This window comes from Jutongia hominis (assembly GCF_014384965.1).
GTDB lineage: Bacteria > Bacillota > Clostridia > Lachnospirales > Lachnospiraceae > Butyribacter > Butyribacter hominis.
The window spans coordinates 12,461-25,973 of sequence record NZ_JACRSW010000040.1; the positions used below are offsets into that span (position 1 = coordinate 12,461).

The window sequence follows — 13,513 nt, forward strand, 5'->3', positions numbered from 1 at the left end:
GAATTGAGTACATTACGACGGTTCCCACCGTTATATGGGTTGTGTATCGAAGGTACATCAGAATAGGTGGTTTATGATTGTAACGGCTTTCATCCTGTTTTGGGATGGAAGCTTTTTTTGTTTTTTCTTCCCGGTCTTTATTGGGAAATCATTTACATTGCAATCTTTTAAAGTTTTTTATCAGGCAAAATCATAAAAAGAAAGGAAAGAGTAATTATGTACGAGAAAGTTTCGACGAACTTAAACTTTGTTGACCGCGAGAAAAATGTCGGCAAGTTTTGGCGCAATCAGAAAATCTTTGAAAAATCAATGAAAGCAAGGGAGGGAAATCCTACTTACACATTCTATGATGGACCTCCTACTGCAAATGGTAAGCCGCATATCGGTCATGTCCTGACTCGTGTTATCAAGGATATGATTCCACGATATAAGACCATGAAAGGTTATATGGTTCCACGTAAAGCAGGATGGGATACTCATGGTCTTCCTGTAGAACTTGAAGTAGAAAAGATGCTTGGTCTGGATGGCAAAGAGCAGATTGAAGAATATGGTATGGAGCCATTCATCAAGAAATGTAAAGAATCTGTATGGAAATACAAAGGAATGTGGGAAGACTTTTCCGGCACAGTTGGTTTCTGGGCAGATATGGATAATCCATATGTTACTTACGATGACAATTTCATTGAGTCAGAGTGGTGGGCATTAAAAGAGATCTGGAATAAGAATCTCTTATACAAAGGCTTTAAGATCGTACCTTACTGTCCAAGATGCGGAACACCTCTTTCTTCACAGGAAGTAGCACAGGGATACAAATTAGTCAAAGAACGTTCTGCTGTTGTACGTTTTAAAGTGGTCGGAGAAGATGCCTATTTCCTTGCATGGACGACAACTCCATGGACACTTCCATCAAACGTTGCACTTTGTGTCAATCCGGATGAAATCTATTGTAAAGTAAAAGCTGCAGATGGCTATACTTACTATATGGCAAAAGCTCTTCTTGATACAGTGCTTGGTAAGCTTGCAAACAAAGAAGAAAACGTAGAAGCATATGAAGTATTAGAAACATTTACCGGTAAAGACTTAGAGCATAAAGAATATGAGCCATTATATGCATGTGCAAAAGAAGTAGCGGATAAACAGCATAAGAAGGGATTCTTTGTAACATGCGATGCTTACGTTACGATGTCAGATGGTACTGGTATCGTTCATATCGCACCTGCATTCGGTGAAGATGATGCGAATGTCGGACGTAACTATGATCTCCCGTTTGTACAGTTTGTAAACGGTAAAGGTGAAATGACGGAAGAAACACCGTTTGCCGGCTTATTTGTAAAGAAAGCAGATCCTGAAGTGTTAAAGGATCTCGATAAAGATGGTAAATTATTTGATGCACCAAAGTTCGAACATGATTACCCACATTGCTGGAGATGTGATACACCGCTGATCTACTATGCACGTGAATCATGGTTTATCAAAATGACAGAAGTTAAGGATGATCTGGTACGCAACAACAATACCGTCAACTGGATTCCTGAATCCATCGGTAAAGGTCGTTTCGGTAACTGGTTAGAGAATATTCAGGACTGGGGTATCAGCCGTAACCGTTATTGGGGAACTCCTTTAAACGTATGGGAGTGTGAAGGCTGTGGCCATCAGGAATCGATCGGAAGCCGTGCAGAGCTTGCACAGCGCAGTGGTAATCCGGAAGATGCGAAAGTGGAATTACATCGTCCATATATTGATGAAGTGACATTTACCTGCCCGGATTGTGGCAAGACCATGCATCGTGTACCGGAAGTTATTGACTGCTGGTTCGATTCCGGAGCAATGCCGTTTGCACAGCATCATTATCCGTTTGAGAACAAAGATCTCTTTGAGAAGCAGTTTCCGGCACAGTTCATTTCAGAGGCAGTTGACCAGACAAGAGGATGGTTCTATTCATTGATGGCAGAGTCAACGCTTCTGTTTAACAAAGCACCATACGAAAATGTTATCGTATTGGGTCATGTGCAGGATGAAAATGGCCAGAAGATGAGTAAATCAAAAGGAAATGCAGTAGATCCGTTTGATGCTCTTGAAAAATACGGTGCAGATGCAATCCGTTGGTACTTCTATGTAAACAGTGCTCCATGGCTTCCAAACCGTTTTCATGGCAAAGCCGTACAGGAAGGACAGCGTAAGTTTATGGGTACTTTATGGAATACTTATGCATTCTTCGTATTGTATGCTAATATTGATGAATTTGATGCAACAAAATACACATTGGATTATGACAAACTTCCTGTTATGGACAAATGGCTGCTTTCCCGCTTAAACAGTACCGTAAAAGCTGTTGATGAAAATCTTGCAGCCTATAAGATTCCTGAGACAGCAAGAGCATTACAGGATTTTGTCGATGAAATGAGTAACTGGTATGTAAGACGCTGTCGTGACCGTTTCTGGGCAAAGGGAATGGAACAGGATAAGATCAATGCGTATATGACATTGTATACTGCTCTTGTAACGATCTCAAAGGCAGCAGCACCAATGATCCCGTTTATGACAGAAGACATTTATCGTAATCTGGTATGCTCTATTGATGCAAATGCACCGGAAAGTGTACATCTTTGTGACTTCCCTGAAGTCAAAGAAGACTGGATCGATACAAAGTTAGAAGAAGATATGGAAGAAGTATTAGAGGCTGTTGTACTTGGACGTGCCTGCCGTAATACAGCAAATATCAAGAACCGTCAGCCGATTGGCAAGATGTATGTCAAAGCAGACAAAGAGCTTTCTGACTTCTATATGGATATCATCCGTGATGAGTTAAATGTAAAGGAAGCAGAATTTACCGGCGATGTCAGCAAACTGACCACATATAGCTTCAAGCCACAGTTAAAGACTCTTGGACGCCGTTTCGGTAAGAACATCAATGCAGTCCGTGAGATCCTTGCTTCACTGGATGGTCAGGCTGCTATGGCAGAATTAAACGAAAAAGGAAATCTTACGATCACAGTAGACGGTAACGAAGAAGCTTTGGAAAAAGATGATCTTTTGATCGAAGCAGCCCAGATGGAAGGTTACATTTCAGATAGTGATCATGGTATCACGGTTGTTCTGGATACAAACCTGACACCGGAACTTTTAGAAGAAGGCTTTGTCCGTGAAGTGATCAGTAAAGTACAGACAATGCGTAAGGATGCAGGCTTTGAAGTTATGGATCATATCCGTGTGTCCATGCAGGATAATGATAAGGTCAAGGAAATCGTTCAGAAGAACGAAGCACAGATCAAGTCAGAAGTTATGGCAGACGAAATTACTTATGACAAGGCAGCAGGCTTTACAAAAGAGTGGAGCATCAATGGTGAGAAAGTAACACTTGGTGTAGAAAAACTTTCTTGATCAGAGGCATTGACAGATTGCTGGCACAGATTGAGAAAGAAGCATTGTCAAAAAACTGTTCAATAATAGAGTTCTATGTCGAAAACTAATTTTAAAACTAAAAGCATAGTTTGCTTTGAAGAGCAGGTTTAAATCTAAAAATAAAAATGGAGAAATATCAGAAATGGTATTTCTCCATTTTTGCTGTATAGCAGGGACAATGTCCGTTTTGCAGTAGTGTTTTGACCGGAATTGTTCCGGCATTTCTTGAGTTGTAAAATTCTTATTCAAGCTCTGCTCGCGTCATTTACTCAAATAGTGTAAAATTAAGAAAAAAATGCATCACTTTGGCAAATCACTGCGTTATATATAACAGAACACCTGATAAAGCAAAAGAGCAAAGAAAGAAGGGAAATGTTTGGGGATTGGAAAAAAGAAGAGCTGGGAGGAACAAGAACGGCAAAAACTGGCGGATTTATATCGGTATCATCAAAAGAGTATGATGCAGATTGCCATGAGTATATTGCATCGGAAAGAAGATGCCGAAGACGCTGTACAAAACAGCATATTGGCAATATCGCGCCATATGGATAAGCTTGGAGATATTGAGGATTATCGGACGAAAGCCTATATGCAGACAGTTGTTCGGAATGCAGCCATTGATCTGTATCGGAAGAACCAAAAGGCAGGAATCTCCTATGAAGAACTGATCGTCGAACCAATCGATGCATTTGATTTAGAAAAGGTTGTTTGTGACAGCGAAGAAGTAAAGAGGGTATTGTATGCAATCGATACGATGGATCACGATTACCGGGAAATTTTAACATTATATTACCTGAATGAAATGAAACCAAGAGAAATCGCGGATGTGCTAAACCGCTCATACAACACAGTGCGTTCACAAATTCATCGGGGCAGACAGCAGTTATTAAAAAGTTTGGAGGGGTTGCGATGAGAAGAAAAGACAAAGTGATCAAAGAGGCATTGCAAATTTATCAGCAGGAAAAGAAGGAGACATTACCTGTATATCAGGAAGAGGAGAGGGACTCTTTTGAGGACAGGATCTATGAAAAGATCAGAAAAATGGATATACCGAATCCGCGCAGAAAAGCACATATGGTATCGTTAGCCATTATGGTCGTGTTTGTTGTTGCAATCGGTATGTTCTTTATGCAATACCGGAATAAGAATCGTGTTAGCAATACAACCAAAATGATTGAAAAGCTCTATCAGGAGGGAAGCACGGATGGCAGTAAATATGGTATAGATGTATTGAGAGGTACGATCAGGCAGGAAAAGAAAGAATACATTTATCTGATACGCTATCTGAGCAGCACACAGAAAAATGCATTGCGTAAAGTGGCATACAAAAAAACTTCGTATACATTGGAACAAAAACAGGGTGGCAATACAGGAACGGCAATTGTATGCTATGCGTGTGCACCTTATCATAACCAAAAAGAAAAGACATGGAAGGTATATCAGTTGTCAGACCGTAAGAGTCATTGCTATTACATATTAAAAGACAAAGATGAAAATATGGCGATCGCAAAATATGTATTTGCATGGCAGGGACTAAAAGGAAAAGACGTCTTAAAAGACAAATTTGCAATTCAAAAGGGAGAGGATATCCGTTCCGTTACACTGGAACGCTATAGGGCAAGAAGCAAAGAAAATACCGATCGGATCGTAGCAGTTTACACGAAAGAGCAGGAAAAAGCCAATATCCTGCAGGCGATTAAAAAAATCACCCAGAATAGTAAGGAACCAAAGGCGGGTGAAGAAGATGGATTCAATGCACATGAGGTAAGCTGGGATGAAATATCTTCTAAAAAACCGGCAGATTGTTATTATCTTACAATAGAGAACCGTCAGAAGGAAAAATGGATTCTTGGTGTATATTGCAGCGGAAAAGAATGCATATTTTATCAATATGGAAAATATAATACAGGAGATCACTTTGAAGTGGCAGAATCCGATCTGAAATGGGTTTGTGACTGGATCAAAAAGGCAGATAAAGAGTATTAAATGTTAAATGGCTAAAAAGTGTCAGGCTTGTGTCAGGCATAAAAATACAAAGCCCGTATCTGGGATGTACAAGTACAGCACAATGGTGTAAACAATGGCTTGCTACATAAAAGTTATAAAAGCGTAAAGACGATCCAATGCAATCAGATTGCCTATACATTTGAGGCAAAGGATCAAAAGGGCAGGCTGTTTCTGCAGACATGTAAAGATATCATGGAATTATTGCAAAATAGCAAAGAATGGAAGAAACTGCCGCAATATGAACGACTGTATCAATAAATGGAAAAAACGTAGTGAGTGTAAATGAAAAAACCGTAGTGTATGTAAACGAAAATCCGTAGCGGGAAAATTTGATTGTTTGAAAAAAAAATGCTATTCTAAATGATAGAGTGTCTTGTCCAAAAGCATACTTTGCAAAGCAGAGAAGGTTTTCTAAGAAGCAAAAGTATAAAGAAAAAGCAGAGACAGACATGGAATAGAAAGTGAACCCAGAGAATAGAGTTTTCAAAGAGCAGGAAAGGATGATAACAAATGGATCGAATTACAAGTTTTACAATCAATCATGATGTATTAATGCCGGGATTTTATATTTCAAGAAAAGATGGTGATATCACAACCTATGATCTTCGTACAAGAAGACCAAACAAAGGGGATTATATGAACAATGCCGATATGCATTCTGTAGAGCACATGTTTGCAACATATATCCGTAATTCAGAGATTGCAAATTCTGTGATCTATTTTGGACCAATGGGATGTCAGACAGGCTTTTATCTGTTGGTAAAGGATGTTACGCCTAAGAAAGTGTTTGAGATCACAAAGGATGTTCTTCGCAAGATCATTGCACATGAAGGCGAAGTCTTTGGTGCATCTGCTGCAGAATGCGGACATTATGAGAACCTGGATCTGGGCATTGCAAAGGAAGAATGCAAAACATATCTTGCCGTATTAGAAGCACAGACCAATACAGAATTTACTTATCCTGAGTAGGAAAGCACAGACCAATATAGAATTTATATATCCTGAGTAGGAAAGCACAGACTAATACAGAATTCATATATTCTGAGCAGGAAAGTGCAGACTAATACAGAATTCACACATTTTGAGTAGGAAAGTGCAGCACATACAAATACGGTATAGCTTCTTGTTAGAGTAAAATAGATCATTACAAAGCATATTCAGATAATGTAATGGTGTACCGCAAAGAATAATATGTGTAAAATAATACAGTAATAGATACGGTGACAAACAAAGCTAAAAGTTTAATGAAACATTAGCAGATATAAGAAGAATAGGAGAAAAGATTGTGAGAATAGGTGTAATCGGAGCGATGCAAATGGAAATTGATAATCTGAAGAAATCGCTTGAAAATAGTAGTGTAGAAGAAATCAGCAGTGTTAAATTTGTCAAAGGAACGATAGGTGATGTTGAGATTGTTGCAGCAGTCTGTGGTGTTGGAAAAGTATTTGCCGCAATCTGTACGGAAGCCATGATTTTAACCTATCAGGTCGATCGTATTATCAATATTGGTGTAGCCGGTACTTTATGTTCCGATCTTGGTGTGATGGATGTTGCTCTTGCCAATCAGGTTGTACAGCATGATATGAATACATCGGCGCTTGGAGATCCGGTCGGACTGTTGTCCGGTATAGACCAGATTTATATTCCAAGCGACAAAAAGATGACAGCATTGCTTGCAAAATGTCTTGAAGAGAAACAGATTCATTATACGATTGGAACGATCGCAACCGGTGATCTTTTTATGCATGAACAAAAACAAAAGCAAAAACTTCATGAACGATTTGAAGCCGTTGCAGCAGAAATGGAAGGTGGCAGCATCGGACATGTATGTTATATGAATAAAGTTTCGTTTGCAGTGCTTCGTTCTATTTCCGATGGAGATGGTGGTGCAATGGATTATGCGGAGTTTGCACAGCAGGCAGCTAAAATCGGTATTGAGATCGTACTGGCATTCATTTCGAGATTAGATGAACTGGAATAAAAGCTTGCAAGTATAATATGTCAATTCGCAAAGAGGTAGCGAGAAATATAAAACGAAATGCCCAAAAATGAAAGAATATAGTTAGAAAAAAATAAAACGCCTATTTTTTAGGCGTTTTATTTTTTTAATGATTACATAAATAAAAGAGAAAAAACTCCTTAAAGGAGTAGCCGCTGGTAGAGGGAGCTACCAGCGGCCAAAATGAAAAAATGAAAAAGAATCTATCTCAATCATAAGTCAATAAGCAAATTAATAAGAAGTTGAACTCAATCAATTACTTCTTGTCTATTATCATACACAATATATATGAACAAAATATGAACAGAATACGAATAAAACGTTAATATTAGACAAGGCGCCTAGTGGATGCGAACTTTTTTGTGAATTAAAGTCTTTGTATCCTGTGCTGTATCTTTGGCAGTTATCGTAAATGTATATGTTCCCTTCTTTTTATGTTTTAAAGAAATTTTAGAACCAAGTTTTGCAAGGGAATATTTTTTGGTATGCGGTTTTGCCGTAGCAGATACAATGGTTTTTCCTTTACTATTCGTAAATTGTGCGGTCACAGATTGTAAATTGTAATTTGACTGAACCGTTCCGTGTAATGCATAGCATTTTCGGAACCAAATATTCTTTACGGATTTAAAATTGTTTATTTTTAATTCCGATTGTGTTGTTGGAGTCAGATTCCAGACCTGTCCGCTGTTTTCTGCGACGGAAGCTGTATAAGCATAACTACCTGATGACTTGCTGTTACCAACTGATAAGAAATGGTTCGTTGCTGCATTTGTAATCGTATAACGCCGGCTGTTGACATAATGAAGTTTCCATTTCTGACGACTATCTGCTTTGTATTTTGACTGGATCACATTGCCGGCAACAGGGCGAATTGCACCAGCCTGTACATTACCTGATAAAGAGGCTGGTGTAGACGTGCTGTTCTCGGATAATACATAACCGGAATGTAAAAGGGTGAATGTATAAATACCATTTCCGGTATATTTTACAGAGACTTTTCTGCTGTATTGTGCATTGCTTGGAAGAAGCGTGAGCGGCATCTTTTCCTGCTTAGAACTGTGATTGATGCCCAGCGTCATTTTCCGGTTGTTGGCAGTCTTAATATAATAAGTTCCTTCTTCTATTGTTTTCTGGATGTCTACAAAAGAAGCTGTTATATCACTGTTTATATTGTTTGCCATGATCGAAACTGCTTTGATAGTTGTATTTTTTGTTATAGTAAAAGGTCCCTGATATACAGAAGAGTTCTGGGTAGGTGTTGAACCATCTGTGGTATAATAAGTTGCTGCTGCATTAGCTGCGGGAGTGATTGTGATCCTTTTGCCGTTTTTGATAATATCCTGTTGTATCGTCGGTGTCGGTAACCCATTTTGCACAGAAATGACACAGGTTTTATATCCCATGGTCCAGTAGGAAAAGTGATAATGAGGATCATTATAGGCATTGACAAGCGGCTTTCCATCCTTGTTTTTACCTACACAGATGGCAACATGTCCCCAGCCTCCGTTGGTCCAGTAAAAGACAACATCGCCTTTTTGTACATCAGATGCCGATGGAGAGTAAGTGACTTTGTAGCCTGAATTTTTCAGATATGTAAATAAGCGTTTTGACAAACGCCATGCTTCGGTCGTTTTGTTAATCCCTTTCCAGCACCAGGTCTCATCCATGCTCATACCGCCTTCTTTCAGGCATTGCGATACATAACCGGCACATAATTCTTCTCCATATTTTTTGTTTGGATTCTTTTTGTGTTTGTTTCCTACTTTTTTAAAGCAAGAATCCGCATAGGCGGCAGCTTTATCGGAAGAATACGGATCTCCGGGTTTTGCTTGTGCCTGCGTTGTACAACATCCGAGTACGCAAAAAAAGCCAAGTAAACTGCCAAGTGCTATCTGACATATTTTTTTCTTCATGTTCTTCTCCATTCTAAAGTGTTTGATGCAAAAATGCATATCCCCTTTGTACATTGTGTTTGCTTAAAATTTTCATAGCATTTTTAAATCAGAATACTAAAAACGCATCTACTTTTTAGTATATCTTCTTTCCTGCAAAAAAACAATCCATACTTGCCGATATATGTAAAAATATCATAAATATGCAATGCCAGAGTGTTTGATTTCAGGTAGCGGGCACAAGAATGAAAAAAGGAAAATAGAGAGGGTACCATATCGTATATGTGATACAGGGATCGTTGTTTGAAAGGAATATCTGTATAAAAATTGCAAAAATAAAAACGTGGGAAATTGAATGTTCTCTCCTCACCGGTTTGTACGGTAAGGAATGATACTATCAATTTCCCATGTTGTTTTAGGATATTTCGTTTTCCAAAAATTTTTTTAAGAGTCGGTTCTCTAGGAACCAAGCGTCTTTTTTCTATCTCTGACCATATTTTTTCAAAATATTCTGAATTCGTTCTGTTGGATTTAAAAGTTCACTGATTGACTGGTCGTGATTTAAGGTATCGATCAATAATGCGATATATTTGCTCATATCGACACTGACATAATAATCACGTGAAAGAACATCCTCCGGCTGGTATACCAGATTGGTTGTAAGAACTTTGTCGATCAGTCCTTTTTCATGTGCTTCATCGAATTTAGACATTCCATTTGTGAACAGTCCGAAAGTGGCAGCAACAAAGATACGACCGGCTTTCCTTCTCTTTAATTCTGTGGCTACATCAATCATGCTTTCGCCGGAAGAAATCATATCATCAATAATGATAACATCTTTGCCTTCCAGGTTTGCTCCTAAGAATTCATGAGCGATAATAGGATTACGTCCATCTACAATGCGGCTGTAATCACGGCGTTTATAGAACATACCGATATCAATACCAAGAACATTAGCATAGTATACGGCACGACCTAATGCACCTTCATCCGGGCTGATCACCATTAAATGGTCAGCGTCAACGGTGAGGTTGTCTACATTCTTTAAAAGAGCCTTGATAAACTGGTAAGTAGGCTGAACGGTTTCAAAACTCTTTAATGGGATCGCATTCTGTACACGAGGATCGTGAGCATCAAATGTAATAATATTTTCTACACCCATCTGGGTTAATTCCTGTAATGCAAGTGCACAATCAAGTGATTCACGGGCACTTCTTCTGTGCTGGCGGCTTTCATATAAGAAAGGCATGATCACAGTAATACGACGCGCTTTTCCGCCTACAGCTGCGATGATTCTTTTTAAATCCTGATAATGGTCATCCGGCGACATATGGTTCGTCTGACCACATACAGAATATGTTAAGCTATAGTTGCAAACATCAACTAAAAGATATAGATCGTCACCGCGTACTGATTCACGGATCAGACCTTTTGCTTCACCGGAACCAAAGCGAGGGCATGCAGAATCAATGATAAAAGAGTCTCTGTTATATCCTGCGAAAGTAGAAGCTACTGCATGTTTTTGTGCGCGCTCCTCACGCCAGTCAACAATGTAATCATTTACTCTTTTTCCCATATCGCGGCTGCTTTCCAAAGCAAGGATACCGAGGGTACCTACAGGAATTGTTTCTGCTAGTTTGTCGTGTCGTTTCATATTAACCTCCATCTCTGCGCAAAACAATGGGCGTTATCTACATTCAGATCCGTAGCGCAGTTACAAAATCTGATAAAACCAAAAGGGCTTGTATATATAAATAATAATATTTATCTTTTTAAAGCTTTTAAAATACGGATATCTGTACCGATAATCTGCTTGAAATCATAATATCCGGTAAAACGGGAAAAGATCCGCTCACTGTAACGATCTCTCAGATCAGCAAAAGAAAGGTTTGTTGAAATGATCGTTGAACGTTTGTTGACGTGTCTTTCTTCTATAAAATAATAAAGCTGGGAGCCGGTAAAAGAGTTGGTCAGTTCCGTACCCAGATCATCAATGATCAGTAAGTCACTATTTAAAATATAAGCAATCTGCTCATTTGTTGTATAAGGATCATCCCGATGAAACTTATTTTTTTCTAAAATATCAAATAGTTGTAGAGAAGTCAAGTAAACAACAGTATGCCCGGTATCTAAAAGAGCTTTTGCAATGCAATGTGTTAAAAAGGTTTTTCCTACACCGGTAGGACCATAAAAGAGCAGGTTGTTGTAATCTGTGTCAAAATGGGCAATAAATTGTTTACACATTTCCTGTATCTTGATGATATTCTCACGAGGTGTGATAGAAAGGTTTTCGTTACATGTCGTGTCATCATAATAATCCACGCAGAATGTATTGAAATTTTCCTGTTCTAATATATCAGACAGATTGGAATTTTCGTATAATGCATCGAGTTTTGCTTTTTGAAAACAATGACAGGGCGTATTGTCGATAAAACCGGTATCTTTGCAATCTTTACAGGTAAAGATCGAGTTTAGATAGTCTGCGGGATATCCGTTTTCACGCAGAATTTCTGCTTTCTTGGCAAGCAGGTCGCTTTGTGCTTTTAAATAATCTTTATTGTTTGTTTTGGCAGATTCCGGATTTAATACTTCCATACGTGCCTGGCGGATCGAGAGTTCTACAAGATGATCGTGAATCTCCTTTAATTCAGGATATTTTTTGTAGAGCGTTTCATAACGTTCATCTAATTTGCGTTGGTTTTTCATGCGTGTCTGGTCATACTGATACATGATATCTTTATACTGCGTGCTTGAAATTCCCATTGGTTTTCCTTTCTAAGATGCGGCTGCTCAGAATCCAATCAAAGAATCCTGATTAGAGTCTAAGATCATACTAGTTGGATTTTAACGTTTTAGCAACATTTTTTCAAGCTGATCTATTTCAGCCGCAGAAGTGTTCCTTTGCTCAAAAGCATGAAACTGATTTCTGTTATTGCTTTTCTGGATAGCCGGTTTATTGTCTCTTGTATTATTTGCTTTTTTCTTATTATAATTGTCATCACAGACCTGTACATCCTGTAAGGTATGTACATTATGTTTATGCCAGTTTTCCAAAATGCCATTCAGATATTTAAAATCCGGTTTCTGGATCGTAAGTATCGTCCGGTTACAGGCGTTGAGGATGACGGCAAGATCCATCTGCCATTCATTTTGCCAGCGATCAATATATTGTGATTCGATCGAACCGAGCATACGGTTCAGACCAAGTGCTTTGCAAATGGCAGAGTGACATTCATTGTATTGATGTGAAAGTTCCTGTGCATCGTCCGGTGTTTTTACATTGTTTTTGTCCCAAGAAAAAGCTACAGCCTGTACATAGTTGATGTTGGTCTTATGGATCGAACAGCAGTATTCATACAGATATAGGATCAAATCTTTTGAAAAATGTAATGTATCAAATAAATAGATCAAAAGATCAGCTTCTTTGGTTGTAATCGGGCGATCAAGGTAGCTTTCGACAATTAGTCGTGTCCATGAAAAATCATCATCTTTTGCAACACGCTCGGTTTGTTCCTGGGTAATAACGATTTCTTTTGTCTCTGTATCATCTACAGGAAGTGGCTGCGCGTCCTCGTCTTTTCTTGCAACAGCTTCTGTTGTGGCAGTTTCCATGGAAGAAAGGCTGTCTGTCTGATCGACAGATGTTGTATAGGTATCTGCTTTTAGTGCAGATAAAGTATTTGCCTGGAAATCCTCCGGCATAGAGACAGGTTTAGTATAAGAAGATGGTTCATCAAATGATATCTCGTTAGACGGCGTTTCATCAGATGCGGTCACAGAGATAGTTTGATCTGCAGTTTCCGGGTTGAGAAGAAGAATGCCGCAGATATCATCATTTGATTCGTTATATTGCAAGGTTAAAAGGTTTTTCTTTTCCCAGTATTGCAATGCACGCAGAACATCTTTTTCTGTATTTTCCATTCTGTCTGCAAGAGAAGAAATGGAAAGCCCATGTATATCAGACTGGATGCACATGGAAAGGTACAGATATACTTTCACATAACTTCCATTGGCATTTAACATATATTTTTTTATAAATGTATTACTGATTGATGTTGTAAGCGGGATTTGGCTTGAACATAATAATACCTGATCCATGATTCGTCCCCCTTTAAAAATAGGATCAATACGCTGGTAATATGCCGGCGCACGACACATTGTAGCATAGTTTGGAAATAAAGAAAATACCCGCCTGCAGCAGGTGAATTGTTGA

The 13,513-nt window shown here is 38.7% G+C and carries 9 protein-coding genes; 5 read left to right on the forward strand and 4 right to left on the reverse strand.

The genetic code is table 11. From position 1 onward, the window contains the following. Nucleotides 1–216: 216 nt before the first annotated feature. From ileS to H8700_RS11210, 5 genes are all read left to right on the forward strand, one after another. Nucleotides 217–3,381, forward strand: coding sequence for an isoleucine--tRNA ligase (ileS, locus tag H8700_RS11190; protein WP_249305694.1), 3,165 nt, complete (start codon nucleotides 217–219; stop codon nucleotides 3,379–3,381). Nucleotides 3,382–3,778: 397 nt separating this feature from the next. Then, nucleotides 3,779–4,315 carry an RNA polymerase sigma factor gene (locus H8700_RS11195; RefSeq protein WP_249305695.1) on the forward strand — a complete coding sequence of 179 codons (537 nt, stop codon included), beginning with the start codon at nucleotides 3,779–3,781 and terminating at the stop codon, nucleotides 4,313–4,315. Next, a complete protein-coding gene (locus H8700_RS11200) occupies nucleotides 4,312–5,388 on the forward strand; it encodes a hypothetical protein (RefSeq protein WP_249305696.1) in 1,077 nt (358 codons plus the stop codon). The genes H8700_RS11195 and H8700_RS11200 overlap by 4 nt, the downstream gene beginning before the upstream one ends. 531 nt (nucleotides 5,389–5,919) lie before the next feature. Then, complete coding sequence (locus H8700_RS11205) at nucleotides 5,920–6,378, forward strand: S-ribosylhomocysteine lyase (RefSeq protein WP_249305697.1); 459 nt, start codon at nucleotides 5,920–5,922, stop codon at nucleotides 6,376–6,378. Nucleotides 6,379–6,694: 316 nt separating this feature from the next. Next, nucleotides 6,695–7,390: a 5'-methylthioadenosine/adenosylhomocysteine nucleosidase gene (locus tag H8700_RS11210; protein WP_249305698.1), complete on the forward strand. Its 696-nt coding sequence runs from the start codon at nucleotides 6,695–6,697 to the stop codon at nucleotides 7,388–7,390. Between the two features lie 359 nt (nucleotides 7,391–7,749). Here the strand turns inward: H8700_RS11210 and H8700_RS11215 are convergent, their stop codons facing one another. The 4 genes from H8700_RS11215 to H8700_RS11230 all read right to left on the reverse strand — a co-directional run bounded on the left by H8700_RS11215 (nucleotide 7,750) and on the right by H8700_RS11230 (nucleotide 13,398). After that, nucleotides 7,750–9,321, reverse strand: coding sequence for a chitobiase/beta-hexosaminidase C-terminal domain-containing protein (locus tag H8700_RS11215; protein WP_249305699.1), 1,572 nt, complete (start codon nucleotides 9,319–9,321; stop codon nucleotides 7,750–7,752). Nucleotides 9,322–9,781: 460 nt separating this feature from the next. After that, nucleotides 9,782–10,954 (reverse strand): ribose-phosphate pyrophosphokinase, encoded by a 1,173-nt coding sequence (locus H8700_RS11220; protein ID WP_022141307.1) that lies wholly within the window; start codon nucleotides 10,952–10,954, stop codon nucleotides 9,782–9,784. Nucleotides 10,955–11,064: 110 nt separating this feature from the next. Next, on the reverse strand, nucleotides 11,065–12,063 hold the full coding sequence (locus tag H8700_RS11225) for an ATP-binding protein (protein ID WP_249305700.1): 999 nt from the start codon (nucleotides 12,061–12,063) through the stop codon (nucleotides 11,065–11,067). Nucleotides 12,064–12,144: 81 nt separating this feature from the next. After that, entirely contained in the window at nucleotides 12,145–13,398 is a 1,254-nt protein-coding gene (locus tag H8700_RS11230) for a DnaD domain protein (RefSeq protein ID WP_249305701.1), read from the reverse strand. Nucleotides 13,399–13,513 lie beyond the last annotated feature (115 nt).